Source organism: Isoptericola sp. Y581, from assembly GCF_059445475.1.
In genome coordinates this window covers 25,551-48,113 of sequence record NZ_JCAIUK010000001.1, presented here as the reverse complement: position 1 = coordinate 48,113, position 22,563 = coordinate 25,551, and the positions used below count along the sequence as shown (strand labels likewise).

Genomic DNA, 22,563 nt, shown 5'->3' with positions numbered 1-22,563 from the left:
TCAGGGCTGCTCCGAGATCTCGTCGATGACCTTGCCCCCGAGCACCTGGACCACGAGCGGGACCCCCATCAGCCCGGACGACGTGATGTCCGGGTCGTCGGCGGACCGCTCGTCGTCCATCGGCGCGACGTCGGCGGCGGACCCGCGGGCACGGGTGGACGGCCGTCCACCCGACTGCTGCGCCTCGCGCACCCGACGCTCGGCCGCCTGGCGCGGCGTCTCCCGGACGGCCGGGCCGCTCGGCGCCGCCGGGGCGGCGGGCGCCGACGGCGCGCTGACCGCCGGCTCCTGCGCCCACGGCGGCGGCGGGCCGGCCGACTCGTCCGGGGCGTGCGCGGCGTCGGGCGTCGAGCCGGTGTCGGGCTGGGCCTCCGGGATCGACTCGGGGATTGCGTCAGGCATCGAGCCGGGCGCGGGCTCGCGCGCCCACTCCACGGGCTCGGCGGTGGGCGTGCCTGCGAGCCAGGCGGCGTCCGCCTCGTCGACGTCCGCCCGCGCGGGCGGGGCCGGGCGCTCGACGACGGCCACTCCCCCGCCGCCCTGGGCGACGCTCGCCGACGCGCGCGGTCCGGCGTCGGGCGCGCTGGCGGCCGAGACGGTGCCGACGGGCGTCGTTCCGGATCCCGCGCTCGACCCCCTGGGTGCCACGTCGGGCCAGCCACCGTCGTCCGGGGCATCGGACGCTCCCGGGCCGGGCCAGGCCGGCGGAGCCGTCGGAGCCGGCGGGGCGGACCCCGCGGCGGGCGGGGCGGTCGGCGGGGCGGTGGGCGGCGGGCCGCCCTGTCCGCCGAAGGACGGTGTGGCGCCGCCGCCGTCGCGCCCCTCGTCGACGGTGGCCTCGACGCGCACCTGCACGCCGAGGGTCTGGTAGACGGAGTCGCTCACGGCGTCGACGTGCCGGGGCTGCGAGAACGTGCGGGCCATCCCGGAGGCCGCGAAGCCGAGCCGCAGGACGCCGCCGTCGAGGGACACCACCTGCGCGTTGGGCCCCACCAGCGCCCGCGTCACCGGGCTGCCGATGTTGGCGACGACCTCGTCCCACCGGCGGCGGACCATCTCGGCCGTCGTGCCCTGATCGGACGCCGCGGGCGTCGTGGAAGCAGCAGGGGGCTCGGCCGCCGCGTCGGCCGGGGCGCTCGGCGCCGAGGCGGCGGGCGGCGTGTCGGACCGGTCGTCGGCGGGCTCCGCGCCTGTGCTCGCGGCAGGGTCAGCGTCAGCCAGGGTCTCTTCCGCGGCCGCCGGTTCGGCGCTGGGCTCGCGCGGTTCCGGCGCGTCCTCGACCGGCGCAGCGTCGCCGTCAGCCGCGTGGTCGACCGAAGCAGCGTCATCGACCGGCGCGGCGTCATCGTCCGGCGCACTCGCCCCGGGAGGCACCCGCGGGGCGGGCTCCTCGGTCACCGGGGCGGCGGGGGCGGCGTCAGGAGCAGGCGCCGGCGCCAGGGCGCTCTCCGCTGCGGCGTCCGTGCGACGGCTGGCCTCCAGCGCCGCGCGCGCGGCGGCGGCGCCGTTGAGGCCGCCGGCCGTCGGGGCGGACGGCGCGGGGTCGCGCGGACCCCCCGCCGAGTCCGAGCCGCCGCCGGGCGACGCTGTCGCCAGACCGCCGCCAGCCGCGGCGCCACGCTCGAGCCGGTCGATCCGCGCGGCCAGGCCCAGCGCGCCGTCGTCGGCCCCGGGCAGCAGCAGCCGGGCGCACAGGAGCTCCAGGTGCAGCCTGGGCGACGTGGCACCCGTCATCTCCGTGAGCGCGCCGTTGACCAGGTCCGCGGCCCGCGACAGCTCGGCCACGCCGAGGCGCCCGGCCTGCGTGCGCATCCGCTCGAGCTGGTCAGCCGGCAGCCCGCGCAGCACGGCCTCGGCCGCGTCGCCGGAGACGGCGATGACGATGAGGTCGCGCAGCCGCTCCAGCACGTCCTCCACGAACCGGCGCGGCTCGTGCCCCGTCGCGACCACCTGGTCCACGACGCGGAATATCGAGGCGCCGTCGCGCGCCGCGAGGGCGTCGACGACGTCGTCGAGCAGCGTGGCGTGCGTGAAGCCGAGCAGCCCGACGGCGGCGTCGTACCCCACCACGCCGCCCGTCGCGCCCGCGATGAGCTGGTCCAGCACCGACAGCGAGTCGCGCACGGAGCCGCCGCCGGCGCGGGTCACGAGCGGCACCACGCCGGCGGCGAGCTCGACCCCCTCGGCCGCGGTGAGCTGCTCGAGGTACGGGCCCAGCACGTCCGGCGGGACGAGCCGGAACGGGTAGTGGTGGGTGCGGGAGCGGATGGTGCCGATCACCTTGTCCGGCTCCGTCGTCGCGAAGATGAACTTCACGTGCGAGGGCGGCTCCTCGACGATCTTGAGCAGGGCGTTGAAGCCCTGCGGCGTCACCATGTGCGCCTCGTCGAGGATGAAGATCTTGTACCGGTCGCGCGCGGGGGCGAAGGTGGCGCGCTCGCGCAGGTCGCGCGCGTCGTCGACGCCGTTGTGGCTGGCCGCGTCGATCTCGACCACGTCGAGCGAGCCGGAGCCGCCGCGCGCCAGCTCGGCGCACGAGTCGCACTCCCCGCACGGCGTGTCGATCGGGTTCTCCGGCGTGTTGCGCGCGCAGTTCAACGTGCGCGCCAGGATGCGGGCCGACGTCGTCTTGCCGCAGCCGCGCGGCCCGGAGAACAGGTAGGCGTGGTTCACGCGCCCGCTGCGCAGCGCCTGCATGAGCGGTGCGGTGACGTGCTCCTGGCCGATCACCTCGGCGAACGTCTCGGGCCGGTAGCGGCGATACAGAGCGGTGGTCACCCCGGCAACTCTAGACGCCCGGACCGACAGCCACGTGGACCGTCCTCAGCCCTCGGACGACGCGCCCGGCGACGCGCCCGACGACCGGCGTCGGGCGATCTCGTCCACCTGCTCGCGCAGCGTGGCCGTCGTGAGCTCGACCCAGCGGGCGACGACGGCGAGCTCGTCCGGGGTGAACTGCGCCGTCACCCCGGCCATACCCTCCCCCAGGCCCGCGAACGCCTCGGCGACCTCCGGCGACGGCTCCGCGGTGGCCGCGATGACCAGGCGGCGGCGGTCGGCGGGGTCGCGCTCACGCCGCGCGTGCCCGCCCCGTTCCAGCCGGTCGACCAGCCCCGTCACGGCCCCCGCGCTCAGGCCGGTGCGGTGCGCGAGGTCGGTCGCCGACATCGGCCCGTCCCGTCGCAGCATCCCCAGCGCCTTGTGGTCACCCGCCGACAGCCCGCGCAGCGAGCCGACCGCGTCGTGGAACAGCACGACGGCGTCGCTGAGCTCCGTCCCGAGCGCCGTCCCTGCCGTGTCGGGCCCGTCCGCCGCGGTGCCGTCTTCGGTGCCGTCTTCGTCCGTCACCCCTCTATCCTCCACCACACCAGATAGTTTAGACTACTGAATCATTCAGTAGGCCGAACTAAGAAGGAGTCGTCATGCACATCGCCATCCACGAGGCCTGGACCGTGTTCGGCCAGGCCCTCTCGTTCACCGGTCGGCACTACCTCGTCGTCGCGGGCCTCGGCGTCCTCGCCTCCGCGCAGCGCTTCCTCGCGGTCGGCGGCGACGAGCGCTTCGCCTGGGCCGGGGGCGTGCCCGGCGAGGTCTTCACGACCGCCGTCCGCCTGCTGTTCCTGGCCTGGGTGGTCCGCGCCCTGTTCGCGGGGTCGGACGTCGCGTGGTCGCAGGTCGGCCCGCGGCTGTCGCGGTTCGTCCACGCGCACGCCGGGATGCTCGTCGCGAGCGGCGTGCTGCTCGTGCTCCTCACCGTCGTCGCCAAGGTGATCCCCGACGCCATCGCCGGGGCGCTCGACGAGGGCTCCCGCGCGACGTTCCTCTCCTGGGAGCTCGCCATCAAGAACGTGACCGTGATCCCGTTCGTCATGATCTGGATGACGACGATCGCCCAGGTCGCGATCCTCGGCGGAGTCGGCAGCCTCGCCCTCTCGACGGCCGCTGTCTCACAAAAGTGAGTGACTCACATTTGGGCTAGGGTGGGCCGGTGCCGACCCTCACCTCGCCCCGTGCGCTGCGCACCCGGGCCCGCATCCTCGACGCGGCGCTCGACCTCTTCGAGGTCCGCGGCTACGACGCGACGACGGTCGCTCAGGTCGCCGACGCCGCGGGCGTCACGGAGATGACGTTCTTCCGGCACTTCCCGACCAAGGACGCAGTCCTCGTCAGCGACCCGTACGACCCGCTGATCGCGGACACCGTCGGCGCCCAGCCTCGAGAGCTGCCGCCGTTCGAGCGCGTGCGTCGGGGCATGCTGGCCGCACTTCGCGACATCACGCCGACGGAGGACGCCACCGCGCACCGGAGGGTGGCGCTCGTCGCCGGGAACCCGCGCCTTCGGGCCGCGGTCGTCATGGCGACCGCCGCGACCGAGCGGGCGATCACCGACCGGCTCGTCGCCGACGGCGTGCCGCGCCTCGACGCGACCGTCACCGCCGCCGCGTGCCTGGGCGCCTGCACCGCCGCGCTTCTCGCCCGCGCCGACGCCGCGACCTCGCTCGCCGACACGGTCACTCGCGCGTTGGAGGTGCTGCATGCCTGACGCGCTGCAGCTCGACGGCGTCCACCACGCCTTCGGCGAGCGCCGGGCGCTGACAGGCATGTCCCTCGCCGTGGCACCGGGCGAGGTGGTCGCGATGATCGGCCTCAACGGCGCGGGCAAGACGACGGCGCTGCGTGTGCTCACCGGCCGCCTGCGCCCGACGTCGGGCACCGCGCGTGTGCTGGGTCACGACCCGGCGCGGCTGCCGACCGACGCGGCCCGTAGATTCGGCCACGTCGTGGGCGCAGCCCTGATGGACCCGGCACTCACGGTCGTCGAGAACCTTCGCGTGGCGGCGGACCTGCACGGGGTCACCCGCGCCGGGTCGGGTGCCGGGCCGAGCGCCGCGGCGACATCCGCTGCCGAGCGCCTCGACCTCACCGCGTGGGCGCACGTGCGCGCGCTGGCCCTGTCGCTCGGCAACGCCCAGCGGCTCGGCGTGGCGTGCGCGGTCGTGCACTCCCCGGCCGCGCTGGTCCTCGACGAGCCCACGTCCGCCCTCGACCCGCGCGGCGTCGTCCTGGTGCGCGAGCTCGTGCGGGAACGCGCTGCCGCCGGTGCGGCCGTACTGGTCTCCAGCCACCACCTGGACGAGGTGGCCCGCGTCGCCGACCGGGTCCTGGCGGTGCACGACGGCCGGGTCGTGGGGTCGCTCGACCCGGGCGGGGCCGAGCTGGAGCGCCGGTTCTTCGACCTGGTCCTCGCGGCTGACACCGTGGGCACGTCAGGCACGGCGAGCACGCGGGGCGCCGCATGAGCACCCTGCGCACCGCACTGCGCGTCGAGGCCCTCGCCTGGCGCCGATCGACCGTGCAGCGCCTCGCGACGCCGCTGCTCGTCGCGCTCGTCCCGCTCGCCTCGGTCGGCATGGTGGCGCTCGCCCGGTCGGGCGCCGTCGACGGAGCGGGCGCTGCCAAGCTGTCCGACTACTCCACGGGCGACCTCGCGACGACACACCTCGTCGTGGCGGGCCAGGTGCTCGCCGTCGCGGTCCTCGTGGCCGGCGGATTCGCCGTCGCCTCGGTCTTCGGGCAGCCCCTCGCCGACGGACGGGCGGGCGCGTACTTCGGCCTCGCGACGCCGCGTGGCACGCTCGCCCTCGCGCGGGGGCTCGTGGTGCTCGGCTGGGTGGCGGCGTGCGCCGTCGCGGCGGTGGCACTGACCGTCGGGGCGTCGGCGGTCGCCGCCGCGTCGGTGTCTGCACCGTTCGGCCCGACGGCGTGGGCCGCGGCGAGCCGCGCCCTGACGGCGGGCCTGCTCGGTGCCGGCCTCACGCTGCCGTTCGCCGCCGTCGCGACCGCGACCCGCAGCCCGCTCGCCACCGTCGGGGCGTTGATCGGCGTCGTCGCGCTGACGCAGGTCGTCGTGCTGGTCGGCGCCGGCGCGTGGTTCCCCTACGCCGTCCCGTCCCTGTGGGCCGGCACGGGCGGACCGGAGGCAGCGGCCGGCATCAGCGGCGCCTCGCTAGCGCTGACCGGTGCCGTCGCCCCGGCGGGGGTGCTGCTCGTCGTCCTGCAGTGGCGGCGCCTCACCGACGTCTGACGGACCTGCGCCGCGACGTCAGTGCGTCACGACCAGGCTGTGTACAGGACAGGCACGCAGCGCATCTCCCCGGCTCGAGCAGGATGCGGTCGGGCATGCCCGGATCATGCCGGTCGCTCCCGGCGGGCGCCAGACCTCAGGCGTGGGCGTCACCGGTGCAGCGCCGTGCGCGCCAGCTTGTTCCCCAACCACTGGACGACCTGCACGATCACGATGATCACGGCCACGGTGACCAGCACGACCATCCAGTTGTAGCGCTGGTAGCCGTACCGCAGCGCGAAGTCACCCAGGCCGCCGCCGCCGATGAGCCCGGCGATCGCGGACATGTCGAGCACGGCGATGAACAAGAACGTGTAGCCGAGGATCAGCGGGGCCAGCGCCTCGGGCACGAGGACGGTCGTGATGATGCGCCACGACGAGGCACCCATCGCCCGGGCGGCCTCGACGACGCCGGGGTCGATGCCCACGAGGTTCTGCTCCACGATGCGCGACGTGCCGAACGCCGTCATCACCGACAGCGGGAAGATGAACGCCTCCGTGCCCAGCGTCGTGCCGACGACCTCCAGGGTCACCGGCCCCAGCAGCGTCACGAAGATGATGAACGGGATGGGCCGCACGATGTTGACGAGCACGTTGAGGACGCCGAACACCGCACGGTTCGCCAGCAGGTTGCCCGGCCGGGTCACGTAGAGCGCGAGCCCCAGCGCCAGGCCGGCGATGCCGCCGGTCAGCAGCGCGATGGTGACCATCTGCAGGGTCTGGCCGAACGCCTCCCAGAGGAGCGGCCACAGGGTGGACCAGTCGCGGTTCATCGGGCGCCTCCGAGGTTGCCGTCACGGGTGAGGCGGGCACGCGGGTCGCCCACCGGGCGCTCTGCGGTGCCGAGGTCGACGATGTCGGCGTGCTCGCGCAGCGCGGCGAGGAACGCCGCGATCCTGTCGTCGGGGGCGACGAGCTCGACGGTGAGCGACCCGAACGGCCGCTCGCTCACCTCGCTGATGCCGCCGAAGACGACGGCCCCGTCGACCTCGTGCTCACGCAGGAGCCGGAACAGCTCCGTCCCCGTGCTCACGCCCTCGCGCACACCGACGGTGACGAGGCGGCCGGGGTGGCGCTCGCGCAGCCGGGCGAGCGCGTCGGGCGACGGCCGGTCGTGCATGGCGGTGCCGACGAACCGCTGGGCGGCGTCGGCCTGCGGGGCGGAGAAGACGTCGTAGACGTCGCCCACCTCCACGACCTTGCCGCTCTCCATCACGGCGACGCGGTCGCAGATAGAGCGCACCACGTCCATCTCGTGCGTGATGACGACGATCGTGATGCCCAGCTCCGCGTTGACCCGGCGCAGCAGCGCCAGCACGTCGCGGGTGGTCTCGGGGTCGAGGGCGGACGTCGCCTCGTCGGCGAGCAGGATGGTGGGCGACGTCGCGAGCGCCCGGGCGATGCCCACCCGCTGCTTCTGGCCGCCGGAGAGCTGTCGCGGGTACGACTTCGCCTTGTCGGCCAGGCCGACGAAGTCGAGCAGCTCGGCCACGCGCGCGACCCGCTTCTCCTTGGACCAGCGCGCCACACTGAGCGGATAGGCGATGTTGCCCGCGACCGTGCGCGACGCCAGCAGGTTGAACTGCTGGAAGATCATGCCGATCCGGGCGCGCACGGAGCGCAGCTTCCGCTCGGGCAGGGCGGTGACGTCCGTGCCCTCGACGACCACCTGGCCGGAGGTCGCCGTCTCGAGCGCGTTGACGAGGCGCACCAGCGTCGACTTGCCGGCGCCGGAGTAGCCGATGACGCCGAAGATCTCGCCCGGCCGCACCGTCAGCGAGACGTCGTCGACGGCGTGCACGGCGCCGGCGCCATCTCCGAAGGTCTTCGACACCCCGCGCAGCTCGATCGCCGGGACACCGGCCGTGGTCTCGCTCACCTGGTCCGTCCTCACTGGTCCGTCCTCATCCACTGTGTCCGCCCTGCCCGGCACGGCAGCCGGGGCGCGCCGCGGAGGCCACGCGCCCCCGGCCGTCGTCGTGGGGTCAGGAGGACGAGCTGATGTCGTCCTCGAGGCCCGCGAGGATCTCCTGCAGCTCCTCCGGCGAGTTGTCCTTGATGACGGCGGTGTCGTCCGAGGCCTCCTGCTCGGCGGCGACGACCTCGTCGGAGTGCGAGATCTCCGCAAGCTTCCGCAGGTCCGGGTCGTCGGCGTCCTCGGCGCGCGCCACCCACACGTTGATGTAGGGGGCGGCGGCGTCGGAGTCGGGGTCGTCCTGGAACAGCGCCGAGTCCGGGTCGATGCCGGAGTCCGCGAGGAAGTCGTTGTTGACGATCGACGCGTCCACCGACTGCAGCTGGATCGGGGTCTGCTCGGCCGCGACCGGGGTCACGGTGACCTTCGAGGAGGGCAGCACGTCCGCCTCGGTCGAGACGGCGCTGCCGCCGTCCTTCAGCTCGATGAGGCCGGCCTCCTGCAGCACGAGGAGCGAGCGGGCCAGGTTGGTCGGGTCGTTCGGCACGGCGACCTCGCCGCCGTCGGGGATCTGCTCGAGCGAGTCGTGCTTCTCCGAGTACAGGCCCAGCGGGTAGACGGCGGTGGCGCCGATCGGCGTCAGGTCGTCGTCGGCGTCGGCGTTGTAGCCGGCGAGGAACTGCAGGTGCTGGAACTGGTTGACGTCGAGCTCGCCCTGCGACAGGGACGGGTTGGCCTGCGTGTAGTCCTGCAGGTCGACCAGCTCGATGTCGAGGCCCTCGGCCTCGGCCTGCTGCTCGAACACGGCCCACTTGTCGTCGGAGGCACCGACGACGCCCACGCGGAGGGGGCCGTCGTCGTCGCCCGAGGCGCCGCCGCCGCAGGCGGAGAGGGTGAGCGCGGCGACCGCGGTGATCGCGGCCCAGGTGACGGTGCGGGTGCGGGTGCTGCGGGACATGGGTGGTCCTTCCGGGCGGGCGCCGGGTACGGCGCCGGTGAGGCGGGTGGGTGCGGCGGCCACGGCCATCAGCTCGAGGCGGCACGAAGAGCAGGTCCCCCGGGGCGACGCGGGGAGCGGGGTGACGGCAGGCGCCGTCGTCCGGCGGGTGACGTCAACAGGAGGTCAGCGGGACTGGCACATTCGCCCCACGAGGGCCGCACGGCAGCACATGTCGCCGCGGCGGCGGGTGCGCGCGGTCGACGAAGCTGCGGGAGCGATGCGGGGCATGCTCACAAGAGGACCACCCGGAACCGGCGTCCACCAAGCCGGAACCAGGGAATCTCACTGTTCGGACGAAAAACCGTCCACATCGTGGATTCTGTGACGTGGCGCACGGCGTGACTGCCGCGAGACGGGGGTTAGCGGCCCCGAGGCAGCTCCGGCTCGGGACATGAAAGGACCCCTCGCACACCCACCAGAGCTCACGTACCCTTGCTGCCTTCCGGCCCTGGGGGAGTTCGGCGAGATGGTGCCGCACGAGGGGTCTGCAGACAGCCTAACCGAGACCCCGCCCGGTCCCGAAACCGGGCGCCGGTTGACCCTGTCGAAACCGAGCGGGCGGTTTCGACAGGCTCAACCGGCGTCACCGCGTCGATTTCGGAGCCAAGGCTTGCGTCGGCTATTGTGCTGAGGCTGCCTGCGCACGACGCCGGCCGTGCACCAGGAGGATTCGCCTAGCGGCCTATGGCGCACGCTTGGAAAGCGTGTTGGGTTCACGCCCTCGGGGGTTCGAATCCCCCATCCTCCGCCGACCGACGGGCCCGGACCACACCAGTGGACCGGGCCCGTCGTCGTCTCCCCGGGCGGTGCCGACCAGGCGGTTGCTCCCGCAATCGGCCGCTCGCGAGCGATAATCCGGTAGCAACCGCCTGCTCGCGCCGGGAGGATGGGCCGTATGGACCGCACGTTCGACGAGCTCGTCGCCGAGGCCGACGCCGCACCGATGTCCGGCTGGGACTTCTCCTGGCTGGAGGGGCGCGCCACCGAGGAGCGCCCGAGCTGGGGATTCTCCCGCCTCCTGCATGAACGGTTGGGCACGGTTGGCGCCGCGCTCGACCTGCAGACCGGCGGCGGGGAGGTGCTGGCCGCGGCGCCGTCGCTCCCCCGGCTCCAGGTCGCCACCGAGGGGTGGCCCCCGAACGTCACGGCGGCGACCGCCCGGCTGCACCCGCGCGGCATCGCCCTCGTCGCGCACGACGACGACTCGCCGCTCCCCTTCGGTGACACCGCGTTCGACCTCGTCACGAGCCGGCACCCCGTCGTCCCCCGCTGGACCGAGATCGCCCGGGTCTTGCGACCGGGCGGAACGTACCTCGCCCAGCACGTGGGACCGGCGAGCGTCATCGAGCTCGTCGAGTTCTTCCTCGGGCCCCTGCCCGAGGACGCGCGGCGCGGCCGTGACCCCGAGGACGAGGTCGCCGCCGCCCGCGAGGCCGGCCTCGAGCTGGTCGACCTGCGCGCCGAACGGCTGCGGATCGAGTTCCTCGACGTCGGCGCGGTCGCGTGGTTCCTGCGGAAGGTGGTGTGGATGGTGCCCGGCTTCACGGTCGACGCCTACCGGCCGGAGCTGCGCGCGCTCCACGAGCGCATCCGCCGCGACGGCCCGTTCGTGGCGCACTCGGCCCGCCACCTGATCGAGCTCCGCCGCCCCGCCTGACGCCGCGTCGACCCTGCGCCGACCCCGGTCGTGACGGGATCGTGACGACATCGTGTCCGTATCGCGAGGCAACCGCGCGGGCCCGCGCGGGCCGGCCCCTACGATGGCAGCCATGATCTTCAAGGCCGTGGGGGACGGCCGTCCCTACCCCGACCACGGGCGCGTCACCCCCAAGGACTGGGTGGACGTACCCCCGCGCCAGGTGCGCCTCGACGAGCTCGTCACCACCAAGCGCACGCTCGACCTCGATCACCTGCTCGCGGAGGACTCCACGTTCTACGGCGACCTCTTCGCCCACGTGGTCGAGTACAAGGGCGTGCTCTACCTGGAGGACGGGTTGCACCGCGCCGTCCGGGCCGCCCTGCAGCAGCGGCCCGTGCTGCACGCCCGCGTGCTGGTCCTGCGTTGACCCGACGCGATTCCACGAACAATCCAGCGAACTCAGGTAGTTTCGTCGCGTGACCTCACCAGCTCCTGACCCGGTACGAGTGACGCGCCGCAAGCGCGAACACGAGCGTCAGGCTGTCGTCTTCGGGCTCCTCATCGCCTTCCTGCTGATCGCCGGCCTGGCCGCGGCCGCGATGTACTCCGGCGCGTTCAGCTCTCCGTTCTCCCGCCCCGTCTACACCCCGGTCGCCGAGGTGCCGCAGCCCGAGCCGTGCCTCCCCCAGGTCGACGGACAGCCGGACGGCGCCCTCCCGGTCCCGTACTCGAAGATCCGGGTGCGCGTGTACAACGCGTCCGAGACCGGCGGCGTCGCGAACGCCAACCAGGAGGTGCTCGTCGAGCGCGGGTTCGACGTCATCGCCACGGGTGACATGGGCCGACAGGTCGAGCAGTCCGAGATCCGCTTCGGCGTCAAGGGCATCACCCGCGCCTACGCGCTCGCGGCGCAGTACCCCGACGTGCGGCTGGTGCTCGACGACCGCGACGGTGCCGCCGTCGACCTGCTGGTCGGCAACCGGTACAGCCCGCCCCTGGCCGAGGACCGCGTGCTGCTCGCGGCCGACCGGCCCATGGAGGACGTCGCGGCATGCCTGCCCGCCGCGGACATCACGCCGATCACCCGCGAGGAGCCGGCCCGGAGCGCCAAGGCCGAGGCCTGACGCCCCCTGCGTCAGCCGGCCGTCTCGCTCCCCGCGGGTGCCGACGCCGGCGACGCGGGCTCCTGGCTGGTGCCACGCCACCGAGCGATCGCCCGCATGCCGTGATAGATCACCAGCGCGGACGCCGTGCCGAGCGCGATGCCCTCGAACGTCAGGTCGCCGGCCGCCCACGTGAAGTTCGCGATGCCGATGATGAGCGGCACGGCGGCCGTGGTGAGATTCACGGGGTTGCCGAAGTCCACGCGGTTCTGCACCCAGATGCGCGCGCCGAGGATGCCGATCATCCCGTAGAGCATGGTGGTCGCCCCGCCGAGCACGCCCGCCGGGATCGTCGCGATGAGCGCGCCGAACTTGGGCGACAGTGACAGCACCAGCGCCGTCGCCGCGGCCACCCAGTACGCCGCCGTGGAGTACACGCGCGTCGCGGCCATGACGCCGATGTTCTCGGCGTACGTGGTGGTGCCGGAACCGCCGCCGATGCCCGCGAACGTCGTCGCGAGGCCGTCGCTGAACAACGCCCGGCCCGTCAGGTGGTCGAGGTTCTTGCCGGTCATGGCCGCCACCGACTTCACGTGGCCCACGTTCTCCGCGACGAGCACCAGCACCACCGGCACGAACAGCCCCAGCACCGCCGGGTCGAACGACGGGGTGACGAAGTGCGGGAAGCCGAACCAGGCCGCGCCCTCCACGGAGCTGAAGTCCACCTCGCCGCGGATCGTGGCCACGACGTAGCCGATGATCACGCCGACCAGGATCGACAGGCGCCCGATGATGCCCTTGAACAGCACGGTCACGAGGATGATCGCGGCGAGGGTGATCGTCGCCGTCACGGGCGCGGCGCGGAAGCCGCTGTCGCAGGTCTGGACGATCTCGCCGTCGACGACGGACTCGCTGCACGACCCCCAGGCCGCGGGGGCGAGGTTGAGGCCGATCAGCGCGACGATCGTGCCGGTCACGACCGGCGGCATGACGACGTCGATCCACCGGGCGCCTGCGAAGTGCACGAGCACGCCGATCGCCGCCAGCATGAGGCCGGTGACGAGGATGCCGCCCACCGCCACGGACTCGCCGTGCGACGCCGTCGCCGCCGTGATCGGCGCGATGAACGCGAAGCTGGACCCGAGGTAGCTGGGCAGCCGGTTGCGCGTGACCAGCAGGAACAGCGCCGTGCCGATCGCCGAGAAGAACAGCGTGGTCGCGGGCGAGAAGCCCGTCAGCACAGGCACGATAAACGTGGAGCCGAACATGGCCACCACGTGCTGCATGCCGATGCCGATGGTGCGCGGCCAGCTCAGCCGCTCCTCCGGGGCGACGACGTCGCCGGGTCCGACGTGCTTGCCGTCTCCGTGCAGGGTCCAGCCGACACTCATGATGCTCCGTCCGTCACGCCCGCGAAGGGGCCGCGTGCTCACCGTCTGCGCTCGCCAGTGAACGTCCGGTGAAGATTGCCGCCGCACAGCGTACTGGGCGTGAAGGTCGTGCTCGGCACGTTCAGACCGTGGCCGGGCTGCGGATCAGAGCTGCGTCGCGACCTCGCGGGCGACGAGGTCCAGGTGGTCGAGGTCGTGCAGGTCCAACGCCTGCAGGTACACGCGCTGCACGCCCTGGTCGCGCAGCGAGCCGAGCAGGTCCACCACCTCCGAGACGGTGCCCGCGACGCCGTGCTCGCGCAGCTCGGCGGGCTCACGCCCGATGGCGGCGGCCCGGCGCGCGAACTCCGCCTCGTCCTTGCCGACGGCGAACACCAGCGCGACGGACTGGACGATCGACTCCGGGGGGCGGCCGGCCTCCGCGAGCGCCTCGTTGATGACGGCGATCCGCGGGGCGACGGTGTCACGCTCGGGGAACGCCTGGTTGTACTCGTCACCGAAGCGCGCGGCGAGCGCCGGCGTCCGCTTCGGGCCGCCGCCGCCGACGATGACGGGGATCTTCGCCTGCGCGGGCTTGGGCAGGGCCGGGGAGTCGACCAGCGTGTAGTGCTCGCCGGAGAACGAGTACGACCCGCCGACGGGCGTGCCCCACAGGCCGGTAAGGATCTCGAGCTGCTCGGAGAGCAGCCCGAACCGCTTGGCCGGGAACGGGATGCCATACGCCTCGTGCTCGCGCGCGAACCAGCCGGCGCCGAGGCCGATCTCGACGCGGCCGCCGGACATCTGGTCCACCTGCGCCACCTGGATCGCCAGCACGCCCGGATGGCGGAACGTGGCCGAGGTGACGAGGGTACCGAGCCGCACGGTGGACGTGTCGCGGGCCAGGCCGGCGAGCGTCGTCCAGGCGTCGGTGGGGCCGGGCAGCCCGTCGCCGCCCATCGTCAGGTAGTGGTCGGACCGGAAGAAGGCGCTGAAGCCGAGCGTCTCGGTCGCCTGGGCGACGGCGAGCAGGTCGTCGTACGACGCGCCCTGCTGGGGTTCGGTGAAGATGCGCAGGTCGAGGGTCATCGGTCCATCTCTCGGGCAGGGAGTGGTTAGGAGAACTCGGGCGTGCTGGTGCGCGACCGCTTGAGCTCGAAGAAGTCGGGGAACGACGCGAGCGCGACGGCCCCGTCGAAGATCCGCAGCGCGTCGTCACCCCGCGGTATGCGCGTGAGGACGGGGCCGAAGAACCCGACGCCGTCCACGTGGATCGTCGGCGTCCCGACGTCCTCGCCCACCGGCTTCATCCCCTCCTCGTGGGACACGGCGAGGGCGGCGTCGTAGGCGGCGGACGTCGCGGCGTCGGCCAGCGCGGCGGGCAGCCCGGCCTCGGCGAGCGCCTCGACCGCGACGGTGTCGAGGTCCTCGCGCCCGCCCGGGTGGATGCGCGTGCCGGCCGCGGTGTAGAAGGCGCTGAACGCCTCCGGTCCGTGGTCGGTCTGGACGGCGGCCGCCACCCGGCCGATCCCGCGCGAGGCCTCGATCTTGGCGCGGTAGTCGGCGGGGAGGTCCCGATCGGAGTTGAGCAGGTACAGGCTCATCAGCTTGAAGGTGAGCTGCACGTCACGCTGCGCCGCGACCTCGAGCGCCCAGCGGGACGTGATCCACGCGAACGGACACAACGGGTCGACGTAGACGTCGACGACGGGGGTGGTCGCCGGGGCGGTGGACGTGGTCGTGGTCGCTGTCGAGGTCCCGGAAGTCACGAGCGCCACCCTACCCACGCCGGGCGCAGCGGTAGCCTCGGGCCGTGCGCAAGGTGCGGTGGGCGAGCCTCGGGACGGTGGTCGGCGCGTGCGTCGTCGCCCTCGCCATGCTGCTGCTGGTGCTGCGGGGCCGGGTGTGGGCTTGGATCCCGTTCGCCATCGCCGCGGGCGTGGCGGTGCGCGAGGTGCGCTTCCTGCAGCGCGGGAGACGACCGACGGACGCCGGTTTCGACGAGCGCCGACGCAGCGACCAGGACCCCGAACGACGCCGCCGGCGCCGCTGAGCCCTCCCCGGCGTCCGCCCGTCGCGCGCCCGCGAGTCACCCGCTGCGGGCGTCGACGCGCCCGGCACCCGCGGACTAGCGTCGAGAACGGGGCGCCGCCGCCCGACGACGCCCGGGGTTCGCCCGCGTCGCGGGCGCCGGCACGGAGGCGCGGCCATGGGAACGACCGACGAGTTCGCCGACCGGTTCGTCACCTCCTGGCTCGGCGCGATCGACGTGCTGGCCGTCTACGTCGGCGACCGGCTCGGGTGGTACCGGGCACTCGCGGAGGCCGGCCCGCTCACCTCGGGCGCCCTGGCGGAGTCCACCGGCACGGCCGAACGCTACGCGCGCGAGTGGCTCGAGCAGCAGGCCGCGTCCGGCATCCTCCTCGCCGAGGACCCCGGCGCCGGCCCGGCCCTGGACGCCGACCCGCAGGAGGTCGGACGGGCGCGGACGTACGCGCTGCCCGCCGCGCACGCTGAGGTGCTCACCGACGCCTCGTCGCCGGCCTACCTGGCGCCCCTCGCGCGGTTCGTCGGGGCGATCGGCGCGCGGCTGCCGCAGCTCCTCGACGCGTACCGGGCCGGGGGCGGGGTCTCGTGGGACCAGTTCGGCGAGGACGCCCGGCAGGCGCAGGCCGACGTCAACCGTCCCTTGTTCGAGCGGCAGCTCGCGCCCGCGCTCGCCGCCGTACCGGAAATCCACGAGGTGCTGTCCCGTCCCGGGGCGCGCGTCGTCGACGTCGGGAGCGGCTTCGGCTGGTCGACCCTCGCTCTGGCCCGCGCGTACCCCGGCGCCGAGGTGCACGGGCTCGACGTCGACCGACCCTCCGTGGAGGCGGCACGGGTGGCGGCGGCCGAGGCGGGGCTCGCCGACCGGGTCACGTTCCACCTGGCCGACGCCGCCGAGCTCGCCGTCGCGCAGCCGTTCGACGCGGCGTTCGCCTTCGAGTGTGTGCACGACCTGCCGGACCCGGTCGCCGTCCTGGACGCCGTCCGGCGCGCGGTGCGGCCCGACGGGGTCGTCGTGGTCATGGACGAGGCGGTCGCGGAGGAGTTCCGCGCCCCGGCCGACGACGCGGACCGCGTCATGTACGGGTACAGCCTGTTCGTCTGCCTGCCCGACGGGCTGTCGACGACGCCGTCGGTCGGCACGGGGACCGTGATGCGGCCGGCCACGCTGCGTCGGTACGCGCGCGAGGCGGGCTACGCCGGCGTCGAGGTGCTGCCCGTGCACGACTTCGGCTTCTTCCGGTTCTACCGGCTGCTCCTCTGACGCCGCGGACCACGCCGCCGACACCGCGGGCAGGCCGACGTCGGGCGTGCTGCGGAGTAGCCTCCGTGGAATGACCGCCGTCCGGACGCACACCCACGCCCAGGCCGTCGACGCCGCGATCGACCTCTTCTCCCGGCAGGGCTACGAGCAGACCACCGTCGAAGAGATCGCCGACGCGGCCCGCGTCAGCCGTGCCACCTTCTTCCGCCGCTTCCGCTCCAAGGAGGACGTGGTCTTCGCCGACCACGAGCTGCTCCTCGAGGAGGTGGTGGTCATGCTCGCCGAGACCCGACCCGAGGCGCGCGCCAGCGAGGAGTCCGGCCGCGCGCCCGAGCGGGCATGGGACCCCGCCACCGATCCGTACCTCGAGGTGTGCCGGGCGGCGCGCCTCGTCTTCGACCACCACGTGGGGCAGCGCGAGACGTCGATCGCCCGGCACACGCTGCTCCAGCAGGTGCCCGCGCTGCGCGACCGCGAGCTCGTCACGACGCACCGCTACGAGCGGGCCTTCACCGCCTACCTGCGCGACACGCTCCCGCCGGACCGCTCCACGACGACGATGTCGATCGCCTTCGCCGCGTCCGTCGTCGCGGTGCACAACGCGATCCTGCGGCGGTGGCTGCGCAACCCCCACCTCGACCTGCGTCCCGAGCTCGAGGAGGCGTTCTTCGACCTGCGTCGGGCCGCCGTCGCCCCGTTCGCCCATCCCGACGACGAACCTCGGCACGCAGCCGGCACCGACGGCACGACGGCGGAGCACGACGTGCGCGAGGACGTTGCCCGCGAGAACGTTGCCCGCGAGAACGGCACCGGCACCTCGGCTCACGTCACCACCACCGGCGGCGACGGCCGGCGCGTCGTCGTCACCGTGCTGGAGCCCGGCGCCGGTCCGGACGACGTCGCCCGCGCCGTGCGGGACGCCCTCTCGTGATCGTCGTTGGTTGAGCCTGTCGAAACCGCCGCCGGGTTTCGACAGGCTCGACCAACGACGCCGGGGAATGCCGCTGTGGCATGCTGCGTTGCGCAAGAAGTCGCCGGGTCGTCCGGCGGCGAGACACGCACGTACGTGCTCCGGGGTCGGTGAAATTCCGAGCCGGCGGTGATAGCCCGCGACCCGCGCCTCCCTCGGGGGGCCGGTTGACCTGGTGGAACTCCAGGGCCGACGGTCAAAGTCCGGATGGGAGGCAGCGCGCGCGGCAGGCACCGGGGACCCGGTGCGTGCCGCCGGTCGTCGTGTCGCGGGTGCCCCGCCGGGCTCCCGCGACCGTCGTCCGTCCCCCCGGTCGCCCGCACGGCACGACCGGGAGAGGACTCGATGGACGCCATCCGCGCGCTGTTCGACGCGACGCTCACCATCGGCGACCAGACGCTGTACTGGCGCGAGATCATCGGCAACCTGTTCGGCCTCGCGTCCGCGCTCGGGGGCATGCGCCGCAAGGTGTGGGCGTGGCCGGTCGGCATCGTCGGCAACCTGGTGCTGTTCACCGTCTTCATGGGCTCGTGGTTCGGCGACACGAGCCGCGCCGACATGCTCGGCCAGGCCGGCCGGCAGGTGATGTTCCTGATCGTGTCCGTCTACGGCTGGGTGCAGTGGCGCCGCACGAAGCGCGCCGACCTCGAGCTGCGCGCCGACGGCAAGATCCCCGCCGCGGACGGCGCCGCGGTGCACCCGCGCTGGGCGTCGTGGCCGCAGCGGATCGGCATCGTCGTGGCCATGGCCGGCGGAACCCTGCTGCTCACGCCCATCTTCCGGTCGCTCGGCTCGTACGAGCCCGTGTGGGCCGACGCCTGGATCTTCATGGGCTCCCTCATCGCCACCTACGGCATGGCGAAGGGATGGGTGGAGTTCTGGCTGGTGTGGGTGGCGGTGGACCTCGTGGGGGTGCCGCTGCTCTGGTCGGCCGAGTACTACGCGACGGCCCTGATGTACGTCTTCTACGGCGCGTTCACGCTCGTCGGATTCTTCGTGTGGTGGCGCGTGCGCCGTCGTGAGCAGGCGGAGACTGCCTCGGCGATCGCGGCCGGCTGAGTCGTCAGTCGTCGATGTCGAGGACGGTCGCCGGCGTGGCCGCCCGCGCATCGAGACACGTGTCGGCGAGAACGGCGTCGACCAGGTCGGCCGGCCCGCCGAGCGCTGCCTCGCGCGTGTACTCGGGGACGCCGAGGAACCACGACCGGTCCTGCGGCCAGACGACCGACGGCGGGTCGCGGTGTCGCCGCAGGGCCAGCGCTGAACCCAGCGGCCCCGTCCACAGGTAGCGCGCGCGGTGGGGGTAGTCGAGCGGCTCGGCCGCCGGCCGCTCCACGCGCGTCGCCGCGAGCTCTGCGGTGACCTTCGCCTGCCCCCGGCGGAGCTCCTCCCGGTCGATGCGCGCCTGCCGGCCCCGCTGCCACCCGCGCGGGCGTTCGTCCGACACGTAGAGCGCCGCCATCCCGGGCGCGGTGGTCGGGTCGTCGCCATGGTCGTAGAGGTAGCCCCAGCCTTCCCACAGGCCGACGTGGACCGGCTGGTCGCCGGTGCGCGGCGCGAGCGCGGTGAGCAGTGTCACCAGGCGGGTGGACGCCCCATCGAAGTCGACGTCGCGCTCCTCGGGCTGGCTCTGGTCCAGCGGGAACGGCACCACCGCGTACGCCTCGTAGACCGGCGGGACGATCGCGTCGATCGTGGGCCCGAACTCGCCGAGGTGGGACAGAATCCACTCCCCCGCGCTCGGGTCGTCGTCCCAGGTGGCGCCCACGCGGGCCAGGTCGTCGCTCATGGCCCTCGACCCTACGCAGGCGGTGGGCGATGATCGACCGATGATCATCGCCGAGGACCTCCTGCTGCTGGCGTACGACGACGTGTCGGGCAGGCCGTCGCTCGACCGGACGCAGCTCGACTACCGGCTCGCCGGCGCGGTGCTGGTCGAGCTGGCGCTGGACGGCCGGGTGGACGTCACCGCGTCCCCGGAGACCGGCGCGGACGGCCGGCCGATCCGCGCGGGCCGAGTCGTCGTGCGCGACCCCTCCCCGGCGGGGCACCCGGCGCTCGACCACGCCCTGTCCTTCGTCGGGATCCGGCCCCAGGCGCCGAAGAACCTCGTCGCGCCCCTGGCGAAGGGCCTGCGCGAGCGGCTGCTGACCGGCCTCGCGGAGCGTGGCGTTCTGCGACGCGAGGAGGAGCACGTCCTGTGGATCTTCCCGACCACGTCGTGGCCGGCCGCCGACGCCACCCACGAGGACCGGCTCCGCGCGCAGTGCCGTGAGGTGCTGCTCGGCACCCGGGTCCCGGACGCGCGCACCGCCGCGCTGATCTCCGTTGCGAGCGGCTCGAAGCTGGTCCGCGGCCTGGTCCCGCCCGAGCAGCGGAGGCAGGCGGAGTCGCGCGCGAAGGACCTCGCCGCGCAGAGCTGGGCGAGCGCCGCGGTGAGGAAGGCCGTGGACGAGGTGATGGCCGCCGTCATGGCCGCGGTGATCATCCCCGCCGCGGTCACGGCGTCGAGCTGACCCTGTCCGTGCGGATCACCCTGGTCCGGCACGCCGCCCCGGAGGCGGCCGCCGACTCGCTCCCGGCAGCGTGGCCGCTGTCCCCGCCCGGCCGCGCCGCGGCCCGCGCCCTCCGGCTGCCCCGTGGAACCCGCGCGGTCGCGAGCGACGAACGCAAGGCGGTCGAGACGCTCGCCCTCGCCCTCGCCCTCGGCGTCGCCGAGATCATCGTCGACCCGCGCTTCGCGGAGGTCCGGCGCCCGGCCGAACCGCTCTCGCCCACCTTCCGGGAGGCACGACGCGCGTGGGTCGAGGATGTGCCCGACGCCCGGCACACCGGCTGGGAGACCAGCGTCGAGGCGGCGCGGCGGTTCGACGCGGGACTGCGTTTTCACGCCACCGGCGACGACCTCGTCGTCGCGACGCACGGCATGGTGCTGACCGCGTGGCTCGTCAAGATCGGCCGCGTGGCAGCAGGCCCGGCGGCGGGCGAGTTCTGGCATCGGCTCGAGCTCCCCGACCTTGTCACCGTCGATGTCAGCGTCGATCTCGACCCATGAACCTGCCACGTACGACGAAGGGGACCCCGCACGCTGCGGGGTCCCCTTCGTCGTGAATGGACGGCTCAGGCGAAGGCCGGACCTTCGCCGCGTTCGCCATCGCCTCCGCGTCGGCCGTGTGCCTCGTTCCTCGCCCCGCGACCTCTTCTCCGCCTCAGGCGAACGCGGAGACCCCGGTGATGTCACGACCCACGATGAGCGCCTGCATCGACTCGGTGCCCTCGTAGGTGTGCAGCGCCTCGAGATCGGCGAAGTGTCGGGCCACGCGGTTGGTGAGCAGGATGCCGTTGCCGCCGAGCATGTCGCGGGCGATGGACGCGACCGCGCGTGCCTGCCGGGTGGTCGTGTACTTGGCCAGCGACGCCTGCTCGCCGGTCAGCTGGCCGGCGTCGGCGAGGCGGGTGACCTGCGCGACCAGCAGCTGCATCTGCGTGATCAGCGACAGCATGTGGGTCAGGCGCTCCTGCACCATCTGCTTGGCGGCGAGCGGCTTGCCGAACTGGATGCGCTGCTTGGCGTAGGCGACGGCGGCCTCGTAGCAGGCGACGGCGTGCCCGACGGCGGACCACGCCACCGCGAGGCGGGTGGCGAACAGCACGGCGGCGGTCGCCTTGAAGGACGTCGCCCCGGGCAGCGCCGCGTCGGCGGGGACGAAGACGTCGGTGAGCACGATGTGCGCCTGCGTGATGGCCCGCAGCGAGAGCTTGCCCTCGATGGTGGTGGCGCCGTAGCCGGGGGCGTCCTGCGGGACGACGAAACCGTGCACCTGGTTGTCGCCGTCCTCGCCGACCAGCCGCGCCCAGACGACCGAGATGTCGCCGCAGGAGCCGAAGCCGATCCACTTCTTCTCGCCGTCGATGACGTAACCCTCGACGCCGTCGCGGGTCTCCTTGCGGGCCGTCGTCTCGAGCGAGACCGAGTCGGAGCCGTGCGTGGGCTCGGTCAGGGCGAAGGCGCCGAGGATCTCGCCGCGCGCCATGGGCTCGGCGTACTTCTCGATCTGCTCCGGCGAGCCGTTCATGACGATGGAGCGCAGCGCGAGCCCGCCCTGGACGCCGCAGATCGTGGCGACCGAGCCGTCGCCGCGCGACATCTCCATGCTGGCCAGGCCCTCGGCCATGAAGGAGATCTTCGGGCGGCCGGGCACGTCGACGCCGTCGCGGAGGAAGTCCTGCTCGGCGAGCTTCTTGACGAGGTCGAACGGGACCTCGGCGCGCTCCCAGTAGCCGTCGATGACGGGCAGCACCTCGTCCTGGACGAAGGTGCGGACGGCGAGCTGGTGCGCACGCTCCTCGGGTGCGACGTCGGCGAACGCGCCGACGTAGTCGAGGTCGAGCGGCTGCGACAGGTCGTAGTCGGGGGCGGTCACGCCGGGCATGACGGGGGCGGTGCGGGTCATCGACGACTTCTCTCTGCGCGGGGGTCCGTGCGGGCCCGGTGATGACCGGCGTCGCCAGCTGGTGGACTGGCGACGCCGGCCTGGTCCCATCGTCGCTCGCGACGGCGTCTCAGGTCAAGTGATACTCCGTCTCATCTCCGTTGGTTGAGCTTGTCGAAACCAAGGCCGATCCTGTGACCATGGCGACGACCAGCGCAGGCCTCCTGCTGTACCGCACGCTCCCCGACGTCGGGCTCGAGGTGCTGCTCGGGCACATGGGCGGCCCGTACTGGGCGCGCAAGGACGAGGGCGCCTGGACGATCCTCAAGGGCGAGCTGGAACCCGACGAGGAGCCCCACGCCGCGGCCGTGCGCGAGGCCGCCGAGGAGCTCGGCCTGCCGCTCCCGCCGTCGTCCATCCCCGACGTCGACCTCGGCGAGGTGCGCCAGCGCTCCGGCAAGCGGGTGCTCGCCTGGGCGCGCGAGTGGCCGCCGCCCGGCCCCGACCTGGACCAGGTGCGGAGCAACACCGTCGAGATCGAGTGGCCGCCGCGGTCGGGCAAGCGGATCGAGGTCCCAGAGATCGACCGGGTGGCCTGGTTCCCGCCCGACGACGCCCGCCGACTCGCCGTCAGCGCCCAGGCGGAGTTCGTGGACAGGCTCGTCGACCGCCTCGAGGCCGCCGTCGGCCGATAGCCCG

At 73.6% G+C, this 22,563-nt stretch carries 24 protein-coding genes, 1 tRNA gene, 1 other RNA gene and 1 riboswitch; of the genes, 15 read left to right on the top strand and 11 right to left on the bottom strand.

What is annotated here, in order from left to right:
• Both AC1C2W_RS00240 and AC1C2W_RS00235 read right to left on the bottom strand, forming a co-directional pair.
• Complete coding sequence (locus AC1C2W_RS00240) at positions 1–2,778, bottom strand: DNA polymerase III subunit gamma and tau (protein ID WP_495412048.1); 2,778 nt, start codon at positions 2,776–2,778, stop codon at positions 1–3.
• Positions 2,779–2,823: 45 nt separating this feature from the next.
• The gene (locus AC1C2W_RS00235) at positions 2,824–3,348 is read right to left on the bottom strand and encodes a MarR family winged helix-turn-helix transcriptional regulator (RefSeq protein WP_495388366.1); all 525 of its coding nucleotides are present in this window, start codon (positions 3,346–3,348) and stop codon (positions 2,824–2,826) included.
• A 74-nt stretch (positions 3,349–3,422) separates the two neighbouring features.
• On the opposite strand from AC1C2W_RS00235, the gene AC1C2W_RS00230 reads away from it, so the two are divergent.
• From AC1C2W_RS00230 to AC1C2W_RS00215, 4 genes are read left to right on the top strand one after another with little or no spacing between them, the layout of a single operon-like run.
• The gene (locus AC1C2W_RS00230) at positions 3,423–3,959 is read left to right on the top strand and encodes a hypothetical protein (RefSeq protein ID WP_495412047.1); all 537 of its coding nucleotides are present in this window, start codon (positions 3,423–3,425) and stop codon (positions 3,957–3,959) included.
• Between the two features lie 29 nt (positions 3,960–3,988).
• Positions 3,989–4,543, top strand: coding sequence for a TetR/AcrR family transcriptional regulator (locus AC1C2W_RS00225; RefSeq protein WP_495388368.1), 555 nt, complete (start codon positions 3,989–3,991; stop codon positions 4,541–4,543).
• Positions 4,536–5,300 carry an ABC transporter ATP-binding protein gene (locus tag AC1C2W_RS00220; protein ID WP_495388369.1) on the top strand — a complete coding sequence of 255 codons (765 nt, stop codon included), beginning with the start codon at positions 4,536–4,538 and terminating at the stop codon, positions 5,298–5,300. The genes AC1C2W_RS00225 and AC1C2W_RS00220 overlap by 8 nt, the downstream gene beginning before the upstream one ends.
• Entirely contained in the window at positions 5,297–6,085 is a 789-nt protein-coding gene (locus AC1C2W_RS00215; RefSeq protein WP_495412046.1) for a hypothetical protein, read from the top strand. The genes AC1C2W_RS00220 and AC1C2W_RS00215 overlap by 4 nt, the downstream gene beginning before the upstream one ends.
• 149 nt (positions 6,086–6,234) lie before the next feature.
• Here the strand turns inward: AC1C2W_RS00215 and AC1C2W_RS00210 are convergent, their stop codons facing one another.
• The 4 genes from AC1C2W_RS00210 to ffs form a co-directional block, all read right to left on the bottom strand.
• Positions 6,235–6,897, bottom strand: a complete 663-nt coding sequence (locus tag AC1C2W_RS00210; RefSeq protein ID WP_495412045.1) for a methionine ABC transporter permease — start codon at positions 6,895–6,897, stop codon at positions 6,235–6,237.
• Complete coding sequence (locus tag AC1C2W_RS00205) at positions 6,894–8,003, bottom strand: methionine ABC transporter ATP-binding protein (protein WP_495388372.1); 1,110 nt, start codon at positions 8,001–8,003, stop codon at positions 6,894–6,896. The genes AC1C2W_RS00210 and AC1C2W_RS00205 overlap by 4 nt, the downstream gene beginning before the upstream one ends.
• A 106-nt stretch (positions 8,004–8,109) precedes the next feature.
• The gene (locus tag AC1C2W_RS00200) at positions 8,110–8,997 is read right to left on the bottom strand and encodes a MetQ/NlpA family ABC transporter substrate-binding protein (protein ID WP_495388373.1); all 888 of its coding nucleotides are present in this window, start codon (positions 8,995–8,997) and stop codon (positions 8,110–8,112) included.
• 434 nt (positions 8,998–9,431) lie between these two features.
• An RNA gene (ffs, locus tag AC1C2W_RS00195) (signal recognition particle sRNA small type) lies at positions 9,432–9,528 on the bottom strand.
• Between the two features lie 174 nt (positions 9,529–9,702).
• On the opposite strand from ffs, the gene AC1C2W_RS00190 reads away from it, so the two are divergent.
• From AC1C2W_RS00190 to AC1C2W_RS00175, 4 genes are all read left to right on the top strand, one after another.
• A tRNA-Ser gene (locus tag AC1C2W_RS00190) sits at positions 9,703–9,787 on the top strand.
• A 147-nt stretch (positions 9,788–9,934) separates the two neighbouring features.
• Positions 9,935–10,696: a methyltransferase domain-containing protein gene (locus AC1C2W_RS00185; protein WP_495412044.1), complete on the top strand. Its 762-nt coding sequence runs from the start codon at positions 9,935–9,937 to the stop codon at positions 10,694–10,696.
• A 112-nt stretch (positions 10,697–10,808) separates the two neighbouring features.
• Entirely contained in the window at positions 10,809–11,105 is a 297-nt protein-coding gene (locus tag AC1C2W_RS00180; RefSeq protein WP_495388375.1) for a type II toxin-antitoxin system VapB family antitoxin, read from the top strand.
• A 49-nt stretch (positions 11,106–11,154) separates the two neighbouring features.
• Positions 11,155–11,802 (top strand): LytR C-terminal domain-containing protein, encoded by a 648-nt coding sequence (locus AC1C2W_RS00175; RefSeq protein ID WP_495388376.1) that lies wholly within the window; start codon positions 11,155–11,157, stop codon positions 11,800–11,802.
• 11 nt (positions 11,803–11,813) lie between these two features.
• Here AC1C2W_RS00175 and AC1C2W_RS00170 read toward each other — a convergent pair whose 3' ends face one another.
• From AC1C2W_RS00170 to AC1C2W_RS00160, 3 genes are all read right to left on the bottom strand, one after another.
• Entirely contained in the window at positions 11,814–13,172 is a 1,359-nt protein-coding gene (locus AC1C2W_RS00170; protein ID WP_495388377.1) for a uracil-xanthine permease family protein, read from the bottom strand.
• Between the two features lie 144 nt (positions 13,173–13,316).
• Positions 13,317–14,240 carry an LLM class F420-dependent oxidoreductase gene (locus AC1C2W_RS00165; RefSeq protein ID WP_495412043.1) on the bottom strand — a complete coding sequence of 308 codons (924 nt, stop codon included), beginning with the start codon at positions 14,238–14,240 and terminating at the stop codon, positions 13,317–13,319.
• Positions 14,241–14,266: 26 nt separating this feature from the next.
• A complete protein-coding gene (locus AC1C2W_RS00160; RefSeq protein ID WP_495412042.1) occupies positions 14,267–14,920 on the bottom strand; it encodes a mycothiol-dependent nitroreductase Rv2466c family protein in 654 nt (217 codons plus the stop codon).
• Between the two features lie 44 nt (positions 14,921–14,964).
• Between AC1C2W_RS00160 and AC1C2W_RS00155 the strand changes: the two genes are divergently transcribed.
• From AC1C2W_RS00155 to pnuC, 4 genes are all read left to right on the top strand, one after another.
• Entirely contained in the window at positions 14,965–15,204 is a 240-nt protein-coding gene (locus AC1C2W_RS00155; protein WP_495412041.1) for a hypothetical protein, read from the top strand.
• 156 nt (positions 15,205–15,360) lie between these two features.
• Positions 15,361–16,461 carry a class I SAM-dependent methyltransferase gene (locus AC1C2W_RS00150; RefSeq protein ID WP_495412040.1) on the top strand — a complete coding sequence of 367 codons (1,101 nt, stop codon included), beginning with the start codon at positions 15,361–15,363 and terminating at the stop codon, positions 16,459–16,461.
• A 70-nt stretch (positions 16,462–16,531) separates the two neighbouring features.
• Positions 16,532–17,392, top strand: a complete 861-nt coding sequence (locus AC1C2W_RS00145) for a TetR/AcrR family transcriptional regulator (protein ID WP_495412039.1) — start codon at positions 16,532–16,534, stop codon at positions 17,390–17,392.
• Positions 17,393–17,524: 132 nt separating this feature from the next.
• A riboswitch (FMN riboswitch) is annotated at positions 17,525–17,655 on the top strand.
• Between the two features lie 121 nt (positions 17,656–17,776).
• Complete coding sequence (gene pnuC / locus AC1C2W_RS00140; RefSeq protein WP_495388383.1) at positions 17,777–18,490, top strand: nicotinamide riboside transporter PnuC; 714 nt, start codon at positions 17,777–17,779, stop codon at positions 18,488–18,490.
• 4 nt (positions 18,491–18,494) lie between these two features.
• Here pnuC and AC1C2W_RS00135 read toward each other — a convergent pair whose 3' ends face one another.
• A complete protein-coding gene (locus tag AC1C2W_RS00135; protein ID WP_495412038.1) occupies positions 18,495–19,220 on the bottom strand; it encodes a hypothetical protein in 726 nt (241 codons plus the stop codon).
• Positions 19,221–19,260: 40 nt separating this feature from the next.
• On the opposite strand from AC1C2W_RS00135, the gene AC1C2W_RS00130 reads away from it, so the two are divergent.
• Positions 19,261–19,947 (top strand): GOLPH3/VPS74 family protein, encoded by a 687-nt coding sequence (locus tag AC1C2W_RS00130; protein ID WP_495412037.1) that lies wholly within the window; start codon positions 19,261–19,263, stop codon positions 19,945–19,947.
• Between the two features lie 8 nt (positions 19,948–19,955).
• On the top strand, positions 19,956–20,486 hold the full coding sequence (locus AC1C2W_RS00125) for a histidine phosphatase family protein (RefSeq protein WP_495412036.1): 531 nt from the start codon (positions 19,956–19,958) through the stop codon (positions 20,484–20,486).
• A gap of 154 nt (positions 20,487–20,640) precedes the next feature.
• Here the strand turns inward: AC1C2W_RS00125 and AC1C2W_RS00120 are convergent, their stop codons facing one another.
• On the bottom strand, positions 20,641–21,885 hold the full coding sequence (locus AC1C2W_RS00120) for an acyl-CoA dehydrogenase family protein (RefSeq protein WP_495388387.1): 1,245 nt from the start codon (positions 21,883–21,885) through the stop codon (positions 20,641–20,643).
• A gap of 179 nt (positions 21,886–22,064) precedes the next feature.
• On the opposite strand from AC1C2W_RS00120, the gene AC1C2W_RS00115 reads away from it, so the two are divergent.
• Positions 22,065–22,559: an NUDIX hydrolase gene (locus AC1C2W_RS00115; protein WP_495412035.1), complete on the top strand. Its 495-nt coding sequence runs from the start codon at positions 22,065–22,067 to the stop codon at positions 22,557–22,559.
• Positions 22,560–22,563: the final 4 nt, after the last annotated feature.

Excerpts from the sequence above, each read along its gene's own strand:
- AC1C2W_RS00230 (WP_495412047.1), top strand. The coding sequence starts at position 3,423 with ATGCACATCGCCATCCACGAGGCCTGGACCGTGTTCGGCCAGGCCCTC.
- AC1C2W_RS00220 (WP_495388369.1), top strand. The coding sequence starts at position 4,536 with ATGCCTGACGCGCTGCAGCTCGACGGCGTCCACCACGCCTTCGGCGAG.
- AC1C2W_RS00215 (WP_495412046.1), top strand. The coding sequence starts at position 5,297 with ATGAGCACCCTGCGCACCGCACTGCGCGTCGAGGCCCTCGCCTGGCGC.
- AC1C2W_RS00210 (WP_495412045.1), bottom strand. The coding sequence starts at position 6,897 with ATGAACCGCGACTGGTCCACCCTGTGGCCGCTCCTCTGGGAGGCGTTC.
- AC1C2W_RS00200 (WP_495388373.1), bottom strand. The coding sequence starts at position 8,997 with ATGTCCCGCAGCACCCGCACCCGCACCGTCACCTGGGCCGCGATCACC.
- AC1C2W_RS00185 (WP_495412044.1), top strand. The coding sequence starts at position 9,935 with ATGGACCGCACGTTCGACGAGCTCGTCGCCGAGGCCGACGCCGCACCG.
- AC1C2W_RS00180 (WP_495388375.1), top strand. The coding sequence starts at position 10,809 with ATGATCTTCAAGGCCGTGGGGGACGGCCGTCCCTACCCCGACCACGGG.
- AC1C2W_RS00170 (WP_495388377.1), bottom strand. The coding sequence starts at position 13,172 with ATGAGTGTCGGCTGGACCCTGCACGGAGACGGCAAGCACGTCGGACCC.
- AC1C2W_RS00165 (WP_495412043.1), bottom strand. The coding sequence starts at position 14,240 with ATGACCCTCGACCTGCGCATCTTCACCGAACCCCAGCAGGGCGCGTCG.
- AC1C2W_RS00150 (WP_495412040.1), top strand. The coding sequence starts at position 15,361 with ATGGGAACGACCGACGAGTTCGCCGACCGGTTCGTCACCTCCTGGCTC.
- AC1C2W_RS00145 (WP_495412039.1), top strand. The coding sequence starts at position 16,532 with ATGACCGCCGTCCGGACGCACACCCACGCCCAGGCCGTCGACGCCGCG.
- pnuC (WP_495388383.1), top strand. The coding sequence starts at position 17,777 with ATGGACGCCATCCGCGCGCTGTTCGACGCGACGCTCACCATCGGCGAC.
- AC1C2W_RS00135 (WP_495412038.1), bottom strand. The coding sequence starts at position 19,220 with ATGAGCGACGACCTGGCCCGCGTGGGCGCCACCTGGGACGACGACCCG.
- AC1C2W_RS00130 (WP_495412037.1), top strand. The coding sequence starts at position 19,261 with ATGATCATCGCCGAGGACCTCCTGCTGCTGGCGTACGACGACGTGTCG.
- AC1C2W_RS00120 (WP_495388387.1), bottom strand. The coding sequence starts at position 21,885 with ATGACCCGCACCGCCCCCGTCATGCCCGGCGTGACCGCCCCCGACTAC.
- AC1C2W_RS00115 (WP_495412035.1), top strand. The coding sequence starts at position 22,065 with ATGGCGACGACCAGCGCAGGCCTCCTGCTGTACCGCACGCTCCCCGAC.